The organism is Nocardia sp. CS682 (assembly GCF_004634405.1).
GTDB lineage: Bacteria > Actinomycetota > Actinomycetes > Mycobacteriales > Mycobacteriaceae > Nocardia > Nocardia ninae.
This window is the reverse complement of sequence record NZ_CP029710.1, coordinates 3531393-3549120: the sequence shown is the minus strand read 5'-3', so window position 1 is coordinate 3549120 and position 17728 is coordinate 3531393. Positions and strand designations below refer to the sequence as shown.

Genomic DNA, 17728 nt, shown 5'->3' with positions numbered 1-17728 from the left:
GTCACCCCGTCTGTCGACGGCTAGATCGAGCGCGGGCTCGCGAGTGCGGACCTCGGTGCCCGTCGCCCCGACGCGGTGCGCAGTCGGATGTGGATGGGCCTGTGGATGATTCGACCATGGTGTCGTCCATGGTGAACGGCTGCGGTGTGTTCCGCGCCGCCGGGGGAGAAGTCTAGATAGCGCCGATACGCGCCCGCACGCGGGGGTCTACGCATGAGGCGCAACTTCGGCTGCGACCAGTCTCACCTGATCTGCGTCGTGTCGGACCGGATGATCGGTTCGGCCTCATGTCGTGCTGGATGCGGAACCGGACGTTCGGCGTACCGTCCGGTCCCGCGATCCGAAAATGCAAGGCTCCGGCCTGATTCGGCGCCCGAAGGCGGCGAACTCCAACCGGTCCGGTATCAGACGGCGACCTCGTACCCCGCCTCATCCACGGCGGCGGCGATCTCGGAATCGGCGATCGGTGCCGCGCTGTCGACGGTGACCGCACCGCTGGCGAGATCGACATCGACACTGGTGACACCGTCGATCTTGCCGATCTCCGTCTTGACGGAGCTCACGCAGTGCCCGCAGGTCATCCCCGTGACGGTGTAGGTGGAACTGGGCATCTCCGACTCCTTCGCTCATTCTCCATCATACGGGCCGGGGGTACCCCGACATGAACGAACATACCCCTTGGGGGTATGCGACGCAAGCGGCGATTCGACCGTTCATCGGGCCCGCCACGACCGTACTGCGAGGGTCGCCGCGGTCGCGACAACAGCACCCACCGCGATGAACACGACCTGCGGACTACCGAGCGTCTCGTCCCCGGCGGTCAGATAGATCCCGACATTGAGCAACCAGTGCCCCACTGCCGCAACCACAATCCGCTGCCGGCAGCTACCGGTACCGAGACTGCCGAGCAGTACCGCGAACGCCATCGCCGAGACGAAGAACGAAAGGGCGACTACCGGACCCGCACCGAACGCCTGCACGTGCCACAGTGCCCACGTCGCACCGGTCACCGCGATAGCCACGAACCGCCGCACTCGCGTTTCCAGCAGCGGTTGCAGGAACCCGCGCCACCCGATCTCCTCACCGGTCGCGCCGACGAGCTGGATCACGAAGAACGCCACGAAGGGCAGCCCCCGACCGCGGCGGGCCCGACCAGATCGTGCCCCGTGAATGCCGTTGCCCCGGCGACCAATAGCCCGCAGAGCAGGCATGCCATCAGAACGTATCCAAGGTTTGCACGAACCTGCCGGGCGGGCACCGGAGCCGGAAGTAGTGGCTCGACAATCCTGCGCCCGACGAACCAGGTGACCAGCGCGCCAAGTGCCGGACCGAACTGAACCAGCGCGAGCACCGCCGGGTCGACGCCCGAAACCGGTTGCAGCGCAAGCATCGCCGCCGAACCGACCAGGGTCGCCAGGACGTACAGCCCGACCAATGCCCAGAAGATCCGGCCGGCCGGTGCGGCAACCGGCAGCCCCGGCCGCGTGCCGATGGCCGATCCGACATGAATTTCAGGCTGATCTATCACCGGATGATCGTCACATGGTGCCGAGGCTGTTCCCCTCATACTTCAGAGCCATTTATCGCGCCACGACCTCATCCTTGCGGTGTGGTCGCCACCCAGCCGTGCATCGCCAACTCGGCAACCTTCTCCAGTTCCGCCCGGCTCGCCCCGTCCCGCGACGCTTGCGACATCCCCTGCATGACGGTGCCGATGTAGCGCGCCAGGGTCGCCGCGTCGGCATCGGTGACGAGCGCCCCCGCGTCCATATCGGCCTGAATGCGTTCCCTGATCAGGCCGAGGTTCCGCTCGCGCAATCCGCGCAGCATGTCGGCGACCTCGCCGCTGGTCGTGTTCACGCCCGCACTCATCACCAGGCAGCCGTGCGGACAGTCGGACCGGGTGTACTCCGCCGCCGCCTCGCGCAGGAAACGCCGCACCGCCGCTTCGGCCGTCGGCTCCTCGGCCAGTGCCCGGGCGATGAATTGGCCGTACCGCGCGCCGAAAGTCTGCACGGCCTCGTTGAACAGCGTCGCCTTGTCGCCGAAGGCCGCGTAGAGGCTAGGCGCACCGATACCCATCGCGGCGGTGAGATCGCCGATCGAGGTGGCCTCGTAGCCGTGCGCCCAGAACAGGCGGGTGGCCTTGTCCAGTGCGGCCGCTCGATCGAACGAGCGCGGCCTGCCTCGGGTGGAGGTGCTCATGAAATCATTCTATAGCGATCGCTAGATAATGTGCTAACGTCCCATTCTGTAGTGATCGCTAGAGAAAGGGACGCACAATGGGCGCACTGACAGGCAAGACCGCACTGGTGACCGGAGCCAGCCGGGGCATCGGCCGCGGCATCGCCGAACGACTCGGCCGGGACGGCGCACGGGTAGCGGTCCACTACAACGGCAACGAGGAGGCGGCCAAGGAAACCGTCGCCGCGATCGAGGCCGCGGGCGGCTCGGCCTTCGCGATCGGCGCCGAACTCGGCGTGCCCGACGACGCGGCGGCACTGTGGGCCGCCTTCGACGCGCACGCCGACGGGGTGGACATCCTGGTCAACAACGCGGGCATCGACGGCATCCGGGAGCCGATCGCGGGCACCGACGAGGCCGCGTTCGACCGGGTCTTCGCGGTCAACACCAAGGCGCCGTTCTTCGTGACGAAGCTCGGTCTGGACCGGCTGCGCGACGGCGGCCGGATCATCAATATCTCCACCGGCCTCACCCACGGGGCGCACATGCCGGAGCTGATCGCCTACACGATGACCAAGGGTGCGATCAATGCCATGACCAGCGTGCTGGCCAAGGAGGTCGGCGCGCGCGGGATCACCGTGAACGCCGTCGCACCCGGTGTGATCGACACCGACATGAACGCCCACTTCTTGAACAATGCCGAGACCGCGGCGATGGTGTCGCGCATGTCGCCGCTCAACCGGCTCGGTCAACCCGCCGATGTGGCCGATGTCGTCGGTTTCCTCGCCTCCGCCGACGGGCGCTGGGTCACCGGGCAGTGGATCGACGCCACCGGCGGTGCGCTGCTGTAACCATACGATTCATATCGAGTGATAGCCCGATATCGGGGGGCGCGACGGCCGGGACCACCCGTTAGGCTTGGGCACCGTGCTGTCAGTTGTGCCGAGCCCCATCACCGTGCGCGCGCCGTCGAAGGTGAACCTCCATCTCGGAGTCGGTGACCTGCGCGCCGATGGGTTCCACGACCTGACAACGGTGTTCCAGGCGCTCTCTCTCAGTGACGACGTGGAGATCGCCCCCGCGGCCTCGCTGGCCGTGCGGGTCTCCGGCGAAGGCGCCGCCGACGTGCCCACCGACCGCACCAATCTGGTGTGGAAGGCGGCGGTCCGGCTGGCCCATCTGGCGGGCCGGGCGCCGCTGGTGGAGTTCGCTATCGCCAAGGGCATTCCGGTGGCCGGCGGGATGGCCGGCGGTAGTGCGGACGGCGCCGCGGCGCTGGTCGGGCTCAACGAACTGTGGGACCTCGGGCTCACCCGCGACGAACTCACCGCCGTGGCCGCCGAACTCGGCAGCGACGTGCCGTTCGCGCTGCACGGCGGTACCGCGCTGGGCACCGGGCGCGGCGAACGACTGCTACCAGTGTTGTCCCGCAACAGTTTTCACTGGGTGCTCGCGCTGGCCAAGGGCGGCTTGTCCACCCCGGCGGTCTTCGCCGAACTCGACCGGCTACGCGAGCACGGCACGCCGCCGCGGCTCGGCGAACCACAGCAGCTGATGCAGGCCTTGGCCTTCGGCGACCCGAAACAGCTTGCCCCGCTGCTGGGTAACGACCTGCAGGCGGCCGCCTTGTCGCTGAAGCCGGAGTTGCGCCGGACCTTGCGCGCAGGAGTCACCGCGGGGGCGCTGGCCGGTCTGGTCTCCGGCTCCGGCCCCACCTGCGCATTCCTGTGCGAAAGCGAGGAATCCGCGGTCGCGGTGGCGGCGGAGCTGGCGGGCGCCGGTGTCTGCCGCAGCGTCCGGACCGCGAGCGGACCGGTCCCCGGCGCCCGCGTGCTCAACAGTGAGAACCCGGGTAAACGCTGACGGGTGACCCGATCTTCGCTGGTTCAGACGATGACGTCGGCCAGGCGGTCGACCTGGTCGGCGTGGCTGCCGTAGCAGTAGAGCATGACTTCGTCGGCGCCGAGGTCGTCGAACTGCTTGATGGCGGAGCGGATCGCGTCGGGCGTGGTGAGCATGCCCTCGAGCATGTATTCGGCGCGGCCGCTGAATTCGTAGTAGCCACCCATCGCGGCGCGCGCTTCATCGATCAGGTTCTGGTCGCCGAGTGCGACGTTGACCTGCGCGACGATGCGCGGCTGGCCGGTGCGGCCGTTGTCGGTCCAGGACCGGCGCACGGTGTCGAACAATCCGCCTGCCCAGGAGGGTGCGGCAGCGGCGAGAAACCCACCGCCCCACCGGCCTACGCGTTCGAGCGCGGCGGGCTGGAAGCCGCCGAACAGGATTTCGGGGCCCTCGGGACGCAGGGGTGCGGGGCCGATCGGGCCGCAGTCGGTGCTGTACGGCGCGCCGGACCAGACGCGGCGCATGATCTGCATTTGTTCGTCCAGGCGGCGGCCGCGGGTGCGCAGGTCGGTGCCGGAAGCGATGTGGTCGTCCGCGCGACCGCCGACGCCTAGGCCGAGCACGAAACGCCCGCCGGACATGCGGTCCAGCGTCGCGGCCTGCTTGGCGAGCAGGGTCGGTTCGCGCAGCGGCGCGAGGAGCACCTCGGTCTGCAGCCTGATGCGGGTGGTGGCGCCCGCGGCGATGGCGAGTGCGACGAGCGGTTCGGGGTTGTCGTAGACGAGCCGGTCGAGCAGGCCGAGCGTGGAGAACGGGCCGGCATCGGCGCGGCGGGCCCAGTCGAGCAGGACGGTGGGGTCGGAGATGGGCAGACCGAGACCGACGTGCATGGAAACCTCCAGGAGTGAGCGAAGTGGATGGCGCCGCCCGCGCACCTCGATGTCCGAGGTGGGGCTCCCGTTCTGCGGCTGTGTGTCTGGAGAGCGCCTATTTAACTAACGATGTTCGTCGCGAACGATGTTCGTTGAAATCAATCTAGACGAACGTTGTTCGTTAGGCAAGAGGCGCGGTATCGGCCGCGGACATGGGCACGCGGCAGGTGGCATGGGGAGCTCAGTACGCTGGTCCAGGGCAAGCAACGAGCCCGCCACCGTTAGGACCGGAAGGATTCATGTCCAACCTGATCAACCTCGAGCAGGTCTCCAAGAGCTTTGGGATCACTCCGCTGCTAGACAACGTATCGATGGGCGTCCACGCGGGCGAGCGCATCGGGGTTGTCGGTCTGAACGGTGGCGGTAAGACCACGCTGCTCGAGGTGCTCACCGGGCTGGAGCCGCCGGACAGCGGGCGGGTCAGCCGGGTCGGGGGGCTGCGGATCGCCACGGTGACACAGCGTGGCGTGCTGCCGCCCGGCTCGACGGTGGGTGACGTTGTGCTTGCTGGTCTGGCCGATGACGCGATGACAGACGACGTCGCCGAGCACGAGTGGGCGGCGAACCCGCGCATCCGGTCGGTGATGGAAGGTATCGGTATCGCCGGGCTCGGCCTGGAAACCTCCATCGACAATCTCTCCGGTGGCGAGCGCCGCCGCGTCGCGCTGGCCGCCGCGCTGGTCCGCGAGCTCGATCTGCTCGTGCTCGACGAACCGACCAACCACCTCGACGTCGAAGGCGTGCAGTGGCTGGCCCAGCATCTGCTCAACCGGCGCAGCGCGCTGGTGGTGGTGACCCACGATCGCTGGTTCCTCGACACCGTCGCCACCAACACCTGGGAGGTGGTCGGCGGCAAGGTCGAAACCTACGAGGGTGGTTACGGCGACTGGATCTTCGCCCGCGCCGAGCGCGCCAGGCAGGCCGACGCGTCCGAGGCGCGCCGCGCCAACCTGGCCCGCAAGGAGCTGGCCTGGCTGCGCCGCGGGGCCAAGGCCCGCACGTCCAAGCCGCGCTACCGGGTGGAGGCCGCCGAGGCGCTGATCGCCGATGTGCCTGCGCCGCGCGACAGTGTGTCGCTGGCCGCGTTCGCGCGAAAGCGGCTGGGCCGCGTCGTCATCGAGCTCGAGGACACCACCCTGACCACCCCGGACGGCCGGGAGTTGGTGCGCGACTTGACCTGGCGGCTCGCGCCGGGCGAGCGGGTCGGCCTGGTCGGGGTGAACGGTTCCGGCAAGACGACCCTGCTGCGCACGCTGGCCGGCGAGACGGAACCGGCGGCGGGCAAACGCATTCAAGGCCAGACGGTGCAGATCGGCTGGCTGCGCCAGGAACTCGACGATCTGCCGACCGACATGCGCGTGCTGGAGGCGGTACAGCAGGTCGCACAGCGAATCATGCTGGGCGACAAGGAGATCTCGGCTGGTCAGCTCGCCGAGCGGCTCGGCTTCACCCCGGCCAGGCAGCGCACTCCGGTCGGCGATCTGTCCGGTGGCGAGCGGCGCAGGTTGCAGCTGACCCGCATCCTGATGGCCGAGCCGAACGTGCTGCTGCTCGACGAGCCGACCAACGACCTGGACATCGACACCCTGCAGCAGCTGGAAGATCTGCTCGACAACTGGGCGGGCACCCTGGTCGTCATCAGCCACGACCGCTACCTGATCGAGCGCATCTGCGACTCCACCTGGGCGCTGTTCGGCGACGGCAAGCTCACCAATCTGCCCGGCGGCATCGACGAGTACTTGAAGAAGCGCGCCGCGCAGGGTGATGCGGTGGCCCGTTCGGGTGCCGCCGACACCAAGTCCGCGCCGGTGACCGACGCGGCGACCCAGCGGGCCGCCCGCAAGGAACTGTCGAAGCTGGAACGGTCCATCGAGAAGTTCGACGAACGCGAGCGGCAACTGCACGCCGCACTGGCCGAGGCCGCGACGGACCCGGACAAGCTGGTCAAGCTCGGGGCCGAGCTCAAGCAGGTGATCGCGGAAAAGGAAGCCGCGGAGGAACGTTGGATGGAGCTGGCGGAGGGTAGCTGACCCCGTCGACCGCCGCCGGAGTCGTCAGTGCCCGGCGGCGCGATCGTCCTCGATCGCGACCGGCAGGCAGGTTCGCACGAAGTCGCCACCGAACCCGGTGAGCGCCACGCTGCGGTAGATGACCTTCGTGCCGAACCCGGAGCGCTTCAGCAGCTCGCGCACCGGCGCCTGCGCCTCCAGCAGCTGGTACCGGTGCGGATTGCCGACCGGCTCCCGCGCGTGCTCGACCAGTCCGAGCCTGCGCAGGTTGGTCAGGTACTGCTGGATCCGGTTCGGGAAGCGCAGACCGGCCTGCTCGCCGACCAGCGTCAGCATCGACCCGACGCGTTCGGCGCCGAGTGCGCGCGGGCGGCCGGTCCGGATGTCGATCGACGGCTGCGGGCCGTCCAGGCGCAGGAAGCGCAGAATTCGGGCCTCGTCGGGCGTCAGCTCGGCCAGCATGCCCGCGAACGCGGGGTGGTTCTCCTCGTCGCCGTGCGTGCTCGCCGACAATCGCAGCAGCGCCGCACCCTGCTCGCGCAGCGTGGGAACGGCTTGCGCGGCAGCCTCGTTCGGGGCTTCGGGGAAACCGAGCGCCCGGCGCACCCGGTCGCGCACCTCGGATTCGGCCTCGGCCAGCACTTCTCGCGGCGGAACGCCCTGGATGCTGCGTTGCACGACCGTCGAGGTGACACCGACCGCCGTGCCGACACCCCAGGCGGTCGCACCGGTCACCGCGGACCAGGCCACCCTGGCCACCCCGGTCGCCGCGCGCACCCCGGCGATGGGATAACCCACCCGCGAAGGTGATTCGTCGTGGCGTAAGACGTTGCTGTCCGGCCGTCGCGCGAGCTCGGTCGACGGCACGACGGCCGCGGCGGAGTGCTCGACGGCCCCGGCATCGTCGCCGGGGTCGGATTTCGCTACAGCCATGTGGTCGCCACTCCTGTTCCGAATATCAGAATATGAGCGTATCCGGCGAACAGGCCCAGCACGCCGCCATGGAGAAAAAGCAGCCACTCATCTTGCTTGATGGCCGATCTCAGCATGTCGACGAAGTCCGGCGGCCGCAGTGCCGCCATCTGTTTGGCGATGTAGGAGTTGATCTGCCTGCCCTGGCGGACGTTGAACTCCGGGTCGGCGAAGGCGATCGGGGCGATGGCCATGGCCTCGGCGGTGAAGGTGTCCTGCAGCGAGTCGTAGTCGCGGCTGCCGAGCATGAACTTGACGGCGGGCCTGGCCGGGCCGAGCGCGCGGTCGGCGGCGGGCCGCAGGGTGTCCTCGAGCATCTGGATGGTGCGGTCCGAGCGCGGGCCGTTGAGCAGCTCGTCGCCGATGTTGGCGACCGTCAGCACCTGACTGGATACCAATTCGGCGTAGCCGTCGGTGATTTCGGACTGGCGCTTGATCAGCAGACCCTGCCGCCACGGGCACCACCACTTCGGGTAGGCGGGCGCGAAGATCATGTTGATGCCCACCCAGTTGACCACCCAGCCGATGATCACCCCGCCGATCGGCAGCACGATCAACGACGACAACCCGGTGAAATGCAGCACGGCAACCAGCACGACGCCCATCGGCGCACCGAAGTAGAAGCCGAAGTTGATCATGAACCGCAACTCTTTCGCACCGAGTACTTGAAACAGGGTGTTGAGCAGTTGCGGCCTGCCCTGGAAGTAGCGAATCACCATCTGCTTCACATCGAGCAGTTGATCAATATTCGCGCCTAATTCATCGGTCAGTTCGCGCAGAATATCCGGCAGTTGTTGCCGGACTCGGGCTTGGACCATGTCGCGCACTTGGCTCGGCAGGTTGTACCAGAGCTGTGGATGCTCCCGCTTGAGAATATCTTCGACGATCGTCTGGATCTGTTCGTCGGCGATGCTCGCGAGATGCTCGGCGAGCTTGTCCGGCTCCAACTCGCGATAGAAATCGGCGACACTTCCCAGTTTGGCCAGACCCTTGTCGACCGCGATGCTCGCCATCTTGTCCGCGCGCGAGGGAACGATGCCCTGCCAGCCGAATCGGCCGTCGTAACTCAGTAGTGGAAGCACCTGAATTCTTTTGGGCAGGAAGGGATACAGCGCGCGAAGACCGGGTAGTCGGAAGCCATGGAAGGCGAGAGGGCGGAACAGCATGAGCACGCCGGTCCAGTTGGTGATGTAGCCGATGATTCCCGTGAAAAGTGGGATAGTCAGAAGCTCTAGGAGGATTGTCGGGTGGACCCCGAACACACTCTCTAACACGACACCCTCCTGCCGACACACCGGTGACCGCCGCCTCACCGGAACATCAAGTTAGCACCATGTCGGCACCGGGACCTTATTGTGAGATGTCTAGCCGGGTCCACCACCAGTGCGCGGTGCCACAGTGTCGCACGTCGAGACATCGGTCACAGTGTTTGTGCGGAATGCCGCATCGGCCGGGTCCGACCGCGACAATGACCAGCGACACAGGGGGCAGTAATCTGTGGGGCGGGATTCGTTCACCTGGCGATATCGGAGTATGACGTGGCAGACGACAGGGCCGGACAGGACATCACTAGAGCCGGTTCCCGCGCCGTTGAGCGCAGTTCGGATGTCGAACAGCGGCAGATCAGCAACGAGGCTCGGCTGATCCGCGGCGTATTCCGTGCGGCCGGCGTCGCGGCGGGCAGTGTCGTGCGCGGCGGTCAGTGGGCGGTCGGCACCACCTACGAGGTCACCAAGGAGATCACCCAGGCCGCGCTGGACGGTGAGTCGTCCGCCGATATCGCCGAGCGAACCGGAAATGCGTTGCGCTCCATAGCCCGTAGCGCGCTCGGCGTCACCGAGGGCTCGGTGCGCGAGATCGTCAGCTACGTGCCGACACCGAACGGTCCCGGAAATAACAGCGGTGCGCAGCAGCAGGCGCTGGCCGTCGGTTCCTATCTTCGTTCGGCGAGCATCGATGAGCTACGCAGGCGCGGCGACGCACTGCTCGCCCGGTCCGCCGATGTCTATTTCACCGAAGACGTGCACCCCGCTTACGACCGAATCCTCGACGAACTGGCTCCCGACGAGGCGCGCATCCTGCGCTTCATGGCGCAGAACGGCCCGCAGCCCTCGGTCGACGTGCGGACCAACCGGCCGCTCGGCATCGGCTCCGAACTGGTGCAGGGTGATCTGACCTCGGTGCCCGAGCAGGCCGGCGTCCGCTACCCGGACCGGTCCCGCCTCTACCTCATCAACCTCAACCGGCTCGGGCTGACCGTGATCTCCGACGACCCGGTGGTGCTGAGCCGATACATGGTGCTCGAGGTGCAGCCGCTGGTCGAGGCGGCGCTGAAGAAGGCGGGCCGCGCCCCGAAGATCGTGCGCAAGAGTCTGCGCCTCACCGAGTTCGGCGAGGACTTCTGCCGCACCTGCTTCACCATCGGTAACTGATCTACGTCGGAATGTCCCCCGAACAGTGATAGCGATCTGATACAAATCTCGCAATTCGTGCAGCTGTAAGGCTTCGGATGGGATTGTTAAGTATGGATCAGGGAACCGGCGGGCAAGGCCGCGGCGACCCGAGCGCGGGTGGTGGCAGGCAGGAACGGAACAACTCGGGGATCGGCGTCGGCGCACAGCAGCGCGGCGACCCGTCGATCGGCGTCGGCGGGCGAGTCACCGGGGTGAACGCGGGCGAGCAGCAACGCCGCGAGGGCGCACGGCGCGTCGACGATCGGAAACTGGACGACGTCACGGCGATCAGCAGGCTGAAGTTCCGCTACTTACGCACCCTCGACACGAAGTCTTGGGATGAGTTCGCGGACACCATGATTCCCGAGGCCACCGCCACCTACAGCGAATATCTGCAGTTCGAATCGCGCGACGCGTTTCTCGCCTTCATGCGCAACACCCTGGGCCCGCACGTCATCACCGAACACCGCTGCGACCACCCCGAAATCGACATCGACGGTGACTCCGCGACCGGCACCTGGTACCTCGCCGACACCGTGCTCATCCCCGGCCACAACATGCTGCTGCGCGGCGCGGCCTTCTACTCCGATAAATATGTCCGCTGCGACGACGGCCGCTGGCGCATTTCGCATACCGGTTACGAACGCACCTATGAAGTGGTGCTCTCGCTCAGCGACCTGCCCAGCCTGCGCCTGACGTCGAGCCGCTGGGGCCTGATTTCCCGGGAAGACGGCGTCATCTCCTCCGTCGAACGCGACCCGGGCGCCCCGCCCGTGCGGCGCGAACCCGAAGCCGGGTGATCAGTCGGCCGTCGCGACCAGTGGCTCCAGTGTCAACTTCGGGAATTCCTTCTCGATGTACTGCAACCGCCACTTGTCGCTGAACAGCGCGAGCAACGCACCGTCGCTGCGGGTGAACACCTCGACGCCGCGCTGCTTGCCGAGTTCGTCCGCCGACGCCGCGTCGGTGCGCCTGGCCAGCGTGTAGGGCAGGTTGTCCAGCTTGGTCTCGACGTTGAACTCGGTCAGCATGCGCGCGGTGACCACCTCGAACTGCATCGGCCCGACGGCCGCGAGCACGGGGGACGCGTCGCCGCGAATGTCGTTGCGCAGCACCTGCACAACGCCCTCGGAGTCGAGCTGATCGATGGCCTTGCGGAACTGCTTGTACTTGCCCGCGCTCTCGGCGCGCAACACCGCGAAGTGCTCCGGCGCGAACGACGGGATCGGCGGGAACTCCACCTTCTTGTCCACGAACAGCGTGTGGCCCGGCGCCAGCGCCGTCGCGTTCACCAGGCCGACCACGTCACCCGGGTAGGCGGTGTCGACGGTGTTGCGCTCCCGGCCGAACACGGTCAAGGCGTACTTCGTCGCGAACGGCCGACCGGTCTGCGCGTGCGTGACCACCATGCCGCGCTCGAACTCCCCGGAGACGATCCGCATGAACGCCAGCCGGTCCCGGTGCGCGGCATCCATGCCCGCCTGCACCTTGAACACCACCGCGCTGAACGGCTCGGTGACCTCGCGCGCGCCGCCGTTGACGTCAGGGCGCGGACCCGGCGCGGGCGCCAGCGACACCAGCGTCTCCAGCAGCTGCCGCACCCCGAAGTTCAGCATCGCCGAGGCGTAGATGACCGGCGAGGTCTGCCCGGCGAGGAACATCTCCTGGTCGTGGTCCTGCCCGGTGGCCGAGAGCAGTTCACTCTCTTCGACCGCGGTAGTCCACGCCTCGCCCTCGCGCGCCTCGGCCTGATCCGGGGTCAGCGACTCCTCCGGCGCGATGGTTGCGCCACCGGCGGTGCGGGTGAAGTGGACGTATTCGAGCGGGGCGCCCTCCGCGCCGCGGCGCAGCAGGCCGCGGAAGTCGCCCGCGATGCCGACGGGCAGGAACAGTGGCGTGGGGGTGAGCCCGATCCGCTCGCTGATCTCGTCGAGCAGTTCCAGCGGCGCCTGGCCCGGCCGGTCCCACTTGTTGATCACGGTGATGACCGGGATGCCGCGATGGCGGCACACCTGGAACAGCTTGAGTGTCTGCGGCTCCAAGCCCTTCGCGGCGTCGATCAGCATCACCGCGGCGTCGACGGCGGTAAGCACCCGGTAGGTGTCCTCGGAGAAATCGGAGTGACCCGGCGTATCGACGAGGTTGATCACGCTGTCGGTGTCGGAGCCCTCGGCGCGGTAATTGAACTGCAGCGCGGTCGAACTGACTGAGATGCCGCGCGCCTTCTCCATCTCCATCCAGTCCGAGACGGTGGAGCGGCGTCCGGCCTTGCCGTGGATCGCGCCGGCCTCGGAGATCATCCTGGCGTGCAGCGCGAGCGCCTCGGTGAGCGTCGACTTGCCCGCGTCGGGGTGCGAGATCACCGCGAATGTGCGCCGTCGGGAAACCTCGGCGGGCAGTCCCTCAGGGGAGGCGGTCAACGGAACAACCTTTCACAGACGACCGATCGGCAACCGCTCTAATCTACGCGATCACCTTTGCCTCGACACGACCTGTGCCTGACCACCCGATTCCATCTGCGCATAACCATTGCGGTATGGTGTTCGGGTTGTCTCGGCGAGGGTGACCGCAGACCTGATTTTGCGTTCACCGTGATCGACGCGGCTCGGCTTCCGGCCGTCCCCGTTCGTTCTTCGTCGGACGAGTAGACCAATCAGCCAGGGCGGAAACAGACCCTGGCGCACTGTTGACAGCCCGGAACAGCCGTAGGGAGTAGATCCAGTCATGTCCGACGCCAACCTTCTCGAAGCCGCCGTACGCACCGAGTTCGGTAAGGGTGCCGCCCGCCGTACCCGTCGCGCGGGCAACGTTCCCGCCGTGCTGTACGGCCACCAGGCCGACCCGCAGCACCTCTCGCTCGACGCCCGCGCCTTCTCCGCCATTCTGCGCGAGCACGGCACCAACGCGGTGCTCAGCCTCGTCATCGACGGCAAGAAGCAGCTCGCGCTCACCAAGTCCGTTGTCGTGCACCCGATTCGCCGCTACATCGAGCACGCCGACCTGCTCATCATCAAGAAGGGCGAGAAGGTCACCGCCGATGTGAACGTCATCATCACCGGCGACGCCGCGCCCGGCACCCTGGTCACCCAGGACGCCACCACCATCTCCATCGAGTCCGACGCGATGAACATTCCCGAGTCCATCGAGGTCTCGGTCGAGGGCGTCGAGGCGGGCACCCAGATCAACGCCGGCTCGCTCGAGCTGCCCAAGGGCGTCACGCTGAACGTCGATCCCGAGACGCTGATCGTCAACGTCATCACCGCGCCGCAGTCCGAGGCCGAGGTCGAGGAAGCCGCCGAGGCTGCCGAGGCCGCCGCCGAAGCCGCGAGCGCCGAGTAAGTACTCCGGTATCGGTTCTTAGATGACCGACGCCGCGACCGGGCCCGCGCTCGTTGTCGGACTGGGTAACCCAGGACCCGAGTACGAGCGCACCCGGCACAACGTGGGGTTTCTGGTCGCCGACGTGCTCGCGCAGCGCGTCGGCGGCCGTTTTGCCGTGCACAAGAAGTCCGGCGCCGACCTGTTGCAGGCTCGCCTCGACGGCCGCCAGGTGCTGATCGCCAAGCCGCGCTCGTTCATGAATCTGTCCGGGCGCCCGGTCGCCGCGCTGGCGAAATTCTTCTCCGTGCCGCCCACCGAGGTGATCGTCGTGCACGACGAACTCGACCTGCCCTTCGGCGAGATCCGGCTCAAGCGCGGCGGTGGCGAGGGCGGGCACAACGGCCTTCGCTCCGTGTCGAGCGCGTTGACCACCAAGGACTACCTGCGCACCCGGATCGGCATCGGCCGTCCGCCCGGTCGGCAGGATCCGGCCGACTACGTGCTCAAGCCGTTCGCGGCGGCCGAACGCAAGGAAATCCCGGTGATCGTCGAGCAGGCCGCCGACGCCGTCGAGCTGTTGCTGCGCGTCGGACTGGAAACCGCGCAGAACCAAGTGCATTGAGCGCAGGCGTGGCGAATTCGCCGCGTTGCCAATGCTTTTCGGCAGCTCAAATGGTTAGTCAGCTGAACTCGTAGCGAATTCGACTCGTCCGTACCACCGCCCCGGTGGCACGGACGTCGTGCTGTTCAGCGCAGGTGCGCGGCGGTGGCGGCGCGGCGCAGTTTGCCCGAGGACGTCTTGGGCAGTGCGCCGGGGCCGAGCACGGCGACGGTGCGCGGACGGGAACCCACCTCCGAGAACACCGCGTGCACGATCTCGCGCTCGATCCGCTTGACCGCCTCGGGATTCTGGTAGTCGTTGCTCTCCACCACCACCGCGAAGCTCTCCCGCTTCTGCCCGGCGTCCAGGCGCACGGCGACCGCGTTACCCGGCCGCACGCCGCTCACCCGGGTGGCGGCACGCTCGATATCGGTGGGGTAGATATTGCGACCGCCCATGATGATGACGTCCTTGATCCGGCCGCACACCACGATCAAGCCCTCTTCGGTGAAGTAACCGATGTCACCGGTGTCGAGCCAGCCCGCGGCGTCCTGCGCCGGACGGAAACCCTCGACCGTGACGTAGCCGGAAGTGACCGCGGGTCCGCGTAATTCGATGACCCCGACCGAACGCGGCGGCAGCGGCTGATGCTCCGCGTCCACCACGCGACCTTCCAGGTGATCGACCAGGTAACCCAGCGTGGGCAGCCTGCGGATATTGCCGGGATGCCCGTGCTCGTCGGGCACTGGAACGGCCTTGCCCAGTGCCTCCAGCAGGTCGGCGTCGATGACATCGAGCACCTGACCCAGGCCAGGATCCGGAATCGACACGGCCAGTGTGGTTTCGGCCATGCCGTAGACGGGGGTGAGCGCCATCGGGCTGAGCCCGAAGCGCTTTCCGGCCGCGGCCAGCGTTTCCATGGTGTCCGGGTCGACCGGCTCCGCGCCGTTCCACATGTAGCGGACGCTGCTCAGATCGAACGCGCCGTCGTCGGCCTGCTTCAGCCTGCGGGCCAGCAGCGAGTACGCGAAGTTCGGTGCGGCGGTGACGGTTCCGCGGTACTTGGTGATCAGCTCGGCCCACAGTAACGGGCGCATCAGGAAGTCCAGCGGCGTCACGCACACCACCTCGGCGCCGATTTGCATGGGAACGCTGAGGAATCCGACCATGCCCATGTCGTGGAACAGCGGCAGCCAGCTGACCATCACGTCGTCGTCGAGCTGGAATTTGACCCGATCGAACATGGCGTAGGCGTTGACGAAGAAGTTGCCGTGCGTGATCCGCACCGCCTTGGGTGACCCGGTCGATCCGGAGGTCAACTGCTGCAAGGCGATATCGTCCTCGGCGGTCGGCACCGGATCGGTGTCGGTGCCGTCGCGCAGCTGATCGATCCGCACCACCGTGATGCCGCGCTCGCGCAGCAGCGGTTCGGCCGCCTCGAACGGGGCGCCGAGCACCACCGCGCGCGCCTCGATCATGGTCAGCACGGTCTCGGTGTCGCGCGCCCAGACGACCAGATCGGTGCGCGGCGTCGGCTGGTGCAGCATGGTGATCGAGGCGCCGCGCATCCAGATGGCCTGGCAGGCCGGTGCGATGTCGACCGGCAGCCCCGCGAGCACACCCACCGCGTCACCGTGCCCGATGCCTGCCGCCGCGAGCCCACCGGCCATCCGCCGGGCGATCCGATGGATCTCACCCCAGCTCTGACGCAGCGGTGCGTTCGGTTCGCCGGTCACCAGCCCCCGGGTAGACGCCTGCGCCGTCGCATACATCTCGTCGGTGAACCTGCTCAACGTCAACTCCCTCATCACCAGCTTCGGGTCGCCTGCCGACCTCCATCAACTATCCCGCCATTCCGGCGTGGCGTTAACCCTTTTCCAGCGTGTCTGCGTTTGCTGGAGTGTCGCGGGTAACCGGATGTGCGGTCCGGAGCCCGCATAGTCGCGGATACGGTCCGGAGCGCGCGTGGCCGGCCATCCCGTTGTGGCACAGCCGCCCATTGCTCTAGTGCCGGACCGACTGTCGGGTGGGTGGTGTCCGTGCCGTGCCGGGGATGGCGCGCCGGTCAGCGAAAAGTGGTGGCGTACTGGTCGACGTAGTGGCGGCCCGCGCGGGTGGCGAGATCGCGCATCAGTTCGTCGGTCGCGCTGCGTGCGGTGTGGTGTTGCTCGGCGGGCAGGTAGTAGCGCGGGGTGCCGAAGCTGATCCGGACCTTGCCGAAGCGGGGCAGTCGCTTGCCGCGGGGGTTGACGCGATCGGTGCCGGAGAGCACCACCGGGATCACCGGTGCGCCGGTCGCCATCGCGACCCGCAGGGTGCCGGTGCGGCCGCGGTAGATCCGTCCGTCCGGCGAGCGGGTGCCCTCGGGATGGATGGCCCACACGCCGCCCCCCTCGAGAATGCGGGTGGCGGCGGCGAGTGCGTCGGCCGCGGCGCTACCGCCGGTCCGGTCGACCGGCACCTGACCCGTCGCCGAGAAGAACCACCGCTGGAACCGGCCGCGCAGGCCGGTGCCGGTGAAGTACTCCTGCTTGGCCAGGAAGGTGACGCGCCGGGGCAGCACGAGCGCCAGGTACAGCGAGTCGATCACCGCCAGGTGGTTGGCCGCGACGATCACCGGCCCGGTGCGCGGAACATGATCCAGCCCTTCTGCTTCGGGTCTGCCGAGCACCCGCAGCACGGGGCCGAGCAACACGTGTTTGAAGAGCCAGTACCACACGGAGAACCTCCCGATCGAAATGTGTAGACACTGTCTACCGCACTGGCGTAGACAGTGTCTACACCCGGATGTGGAGGTTGAATGGCTGCCGTAGACAATGTCTGCATGGTCGAGAGTGCAACCCTGCGGGAGCGCCTGGTCGGGACGGGTGTCGACCTGCTGGAAGAGGTCGGTGCGGCGCAATTGGGACTTCGTGCCATCACGCGCGCCGCCGGTGTCTCACATGGGGCACCGCGCAGGTATTTCCCGACGCACCGCGCGCTGCTCGCGGCCATCGCGGCGCGCGGTTTCGCCGATCTGATCGACCGGTTCGCCGCGGCCGATCCCGGTGGGTCCGCCCGAGATCGGCTGGCGCGCATGAGCGTCGAGTACGTCGAGTTCGCCGGCGAGCGGCCGGAGATGTTCACCCTGATGTTCCGGCACGACCTGCTCGAAGGCTCCGGTGAAAACCTCCGCGCGACGACGCTGCCGCTGTTCGGCCGGTTCGTGGTGCTGGTAACCGAGGCCGCCGAGACTGGATCCGTGGATGCTGCGCAGCGTGCGATCGCGCTGTGGACGAACCTGCACGGCATCGCCGCACTCCAGGCGAATCGCAGCCTGCGCCTGGTCGCACCCACCGCCGACCTCCGCGCGCTGGTCGACCGCGCGCTCGAATTACATCTGACCTGAACGCAATTGCGCCTTTGTCCGGC

The 17728-nt window shown here is 67.6% G+C and carries 18 protein-coding genes; 8 read left to right on the top strand and 10 right to left on the bottom strand.

Translation table 11 applies throughout. The annotated features are described in order from the left end of the window. Window positions 1–404: 404 nt before the first annotated feature. The 4 genes from DMB37_RS15965 to DMB37_RS15955 all read right to left on the bottom strand — a co-directional run bounded on the left by DMB37_RS15965 (window position 405) and on the right by DMB37_RS15955 (window position 2205). Complete coding sequence (locus tag DMB37_RS15965) at window positions 405–611, bottom strand: heavy-metal-associated domain-containing protein (RefSeq protein WP_107659299.1); 207 nt, start codon at window positions 609–611, stop codon at window positions 405–407. Window positions 612–713: 102 nt separating this feature from the next. Further along, a complete protein-coding gene (locus tag DMB37_RS15960) occupies window positions 714–1121 on the bottom strand; it encodes a CPBP family intramembrane glutamic endopeptidase (RefSeq protein ID WP_167768857.1) in 408 nt (135 codons plus the stop codon). After that, window positions 1106–1528 (bottom strand): hypothetical protein, encoded by a 423-nt coding sequence (locus DMB37_RS40540; RefSeq protein WP_167768856.1) that lies wholly within the window; start codon window positions 1526–1528, stop codon window positions 1106–1108. Before DMB37_RS40540 ends, DMB37_RS15960 begins: the two co-directional genes overlap by 16 nt. Before the next feature lie 68 nt (window positions 1529–1596). After that, window positions 1597–2205, bottom strand: a complete 609-nt coding sequence (locus tag DMB37_RS15955) for a TetR/AcrR family transcriptional regulator (protein ID WP_135233404.1) — start codon at window positions 2203–2205, stop codon at window positions 1597–1599. Window positions 2206–2282: 77 nt separating this feature from the next. Between DMB37_RS15955 and DMB37_RS15950 the strand changes: the two genes are divergently transcribed. Then, window positions 2283–3035, top strand: a complete 753-nt coding sequence (locus DMB37_RS15950; protein ID WP_135233403.1) for an SDR family oxidoreductase — start codon at window positions 2283–2285, stop codon at window positions 3033–3035. Window positions 3036–3111: 76 nt separating this feature from the next. Then, window positions 3112–4047: a 4-(cytidine 5'-diphospho)-2-C-methyl-D-erythritol kinase gene (locus DMB37_RS15945; RefSeq protein ID WP_135233402.1), complete on the top strand. Its 936-nt coding sequence runs from the start codon at window positions 3112–3114 to the stop codon at window positions 4045–4047. A gap of 23 nt (window positions 4048–4070) precedes the next feature. Here DMB37_RS15945 and DMB37_RS15940 read toward each other — a convergent pair whose 3' ends face one another. Beyond that, on the bottom strand, window positions 4071–4919 hold the full coding sequence (locus tag DMB37_RS15940; RefSeq protein WP_135233401.1) for an LLM class flavin-dependent oxidoreductase: 849 nt from the start codon (window positions 4917–4919) through the stop codon (window positions 4071–4073). Between the two features lie 281 nt (window positions 4920–5200). On the opposite strand from DMB37_RS15940, the gene DMB37_RS15935 reads away from it, so the two are divergent. Next, a complete protein-coding gene (locus tag DMB37_RS15935) occupies window positions 5201–6991 on the top strand; it encodes an ABC-F family ATP-binding cassette domain-containing protein (RefSeq protein WP_135233400.1) in 1791 nt (596 codons plus the stop codon). A 24-nt stretch (window positions 6992–7015) separates the two neighbouring features. On the opposite strand, the gene DMB37_RS15930 is transcribed toward DMB37_RS15935, so the two are convergent. Together DMB37_RS15930 and DMB37_RS15925 are read right to left on the bottom strand one after the other, a co-directional pair. Beyond that, a complete protein-coding gene (locus DMB37_RS15930; protein ID WP_135233399.1) occupies window positions 7016–7903 on the bottom strand; it encodes an Abi-alpha family protein in 888 nt (295 codons plus the stop codon). Beyond that, window positions 7894–9216 (bottom strand): hypothetical protein, encoded by a 1323-nt coding sequence (locus DMB37_RS15925; protein ID WP_206055260.1) that lies wholly within the window; start codon window positions 9214–9216, stop codon window positions 7894–7896. Before DMB37_RS15925 ends, DMB37_RS15930 begins: the two co-directional genes overlap by 10 nt. Before the next feature lie 264 nt (window positions 9217–9480). Between DMB37_RS15925 and DMB37_RS15920 the strand changes: the two genes are divergently transcribed. Continuing rightward, window positions 9481–10374, top strand: coding sequence for an Abi-alpha family protein (locus DMB37_RS15920; RefSeq protein WP_135233398.1), 894 nt, complete (start codon window positions 9481–9483; stop codon window positions 10372–10374). Window positions 10375–10664: 290 nt separating this feature from the next. Next, window positions 10665–11195, top strand: a complete 531-nt coding sequence (locus DMB37_RS15915) for a nuclear transport factor 2 family protein (RefSeq protein ID WP_135237602.1) — start codon at window positions 10665–10667, stop codon at window positions 11193–11195. Here DMB37_RS15915 and DMB37_RS15910 read toward each other — a convergent pair whose 3' ends face one another. Continuing rightward, window positions 11196–12815, bottom strand: coding sequence for a peptide chain release factor 3 (locus tag DMB37_RS15910; RefSeq protein WP_135233397.1), 1620 nt, complete (start codon window positions 12813–12815; stop codon window positions 11196–11198). It lies immediately after the preceding gene. Between the two features lie 304 nt (window positions 12816–13119). On the opposite strand from DMB37_RS15910, the gene DMB37_RS15905 reads away from it, so the two are divergent. After that, complete coding sequence (locus DMB37_RS15905; protein ID WP_135233396.1) at window positions 13120–13734, top strand: 50S ribosomal protein L25/general stress protein Ctc; 615 nt, start codon at window positions 13120–13122, stop codon at window positions 13732–13734. A 22-nt stretch (window positions 13735–13756) separates the two neighbouring features. Further along, window positions 13757–14338, top strand: a complete 582-nt coding sequence (gene pth / locus DMB37_RS15900) for an aminoacyl-tRNA hydrolase (protein WP_135233395.1) — start codon at window positions 13757–13759, stop codon at window positions 14336–14338. Window positions 14339–14463: 125 nt separating this feature from the next. Here the strand turns inward: pth and DMB37_RS15895 are convergent, their stop codons facing one another. After that, window positions 14464–16110, bottom strand: coding sequence for a fatty acyl-AMP ligase (locus DMB37_RS15895; RefSeq protein ID WP_135233394.1), 1647 nt, complete (start codon window positions 16108–16110; stop codon window positions 14464–14466). Window positions 16111–16382: 272 nt separating this feature from the next. Next, window positions 16383–17036 (bottom strand): 1-acyl-sn-glycerol-3-phosphate acyltransferase, encoded by a 654-nt coding sequence (locus tag DMB37_RS15890; protein WP_135233393.1) that lies wholly within the window; start codon window positions 17034–17036, stop codon window positions 16383–16385. Window positions 17037–17141: 105 nt separating this feature from the next. Between DMB37_RS15890 and DMB37_RS15885 the strand changes: the two genes are divergently transcribed. Further along, window positions 17142–17705: a TetR/AcrR family transcriptional regulator gene (locus DMB37_RS15885; RefSeq protein WP_135233392.1), complete on the top strand. Its 564-nt coding sequence runs from the start codon at window positions 17142–17144 to the stop codon at window positions 17703–17705. Window positions 17706–17728 lie beyond the last annotated feature (23 nt).

Bases quoted from the DNA above. Each gene is read 5' to 3' on its own strand.
- DMB37_RS15940 (WP_135233401.1), bottom strand. From the start codon at position 4,919: ATGCACGTCGGTCTCGGTCTGCCCATCTCCGACCCCACCGTCCTGCTC.
- DMB37_RS15905 (WP_135233396.1), top strand. From the start codon at position 13,120: ATGTCCGACGCCAACCTTCTCGAAGCCGCCGTACGCACCGAGTTCGGT.
- DMB37_RS15965 (WP_107659299.1), bottom strand. From the start codon at position 611: ATGCCCAGTTCCACCTACACCGTCACGGGGATGACCTGCGGGCACTGC.
- DMB37_RS15955 (WP_135233404.1), bottom strand. From the start codon at position 2,205: ATGAGCACCTCCACCCGAGGCAGGCCGCGCTCGTTCGATCGAGCGGCC.
- DMB37_RS15935 (WP_135233400.1), top strand. From the start codon at position 5,201: ATGTCCAACCTGATCAACCTCGAGCAGGTCTCCAAGAGCTTTGGGATC.
- pth (WP_135233395.1), top strand. From the start codon at position 13,757: ATGACCGACGCCGCGACCGGGCCCGCGCTCGTTGTCGGACTGGGTAAC.
- DMB37_RS15885 (WP_135233392.1), top strand. From the start codon at position 17,142: ATGGTCGAGAGTGCAACCCTGCGGGAGCGCCTGGTCGGGACGGGTGTC.
- DMB37_RS15930 (WP_135233399.1), bottom strand. From the start codon at position 7,903: ATGGCTGTAGCGAAATCCGACCCCGGCGACGATGCCGGGGCCGTCGAG.
- DMB37_RS15950 (WP_135233403.1), top strand. From the start codon at position 2,283: ATGGGCGCACTGACAGGCAAGACCGCACTGGTGACCGGAGCCAGCCGG.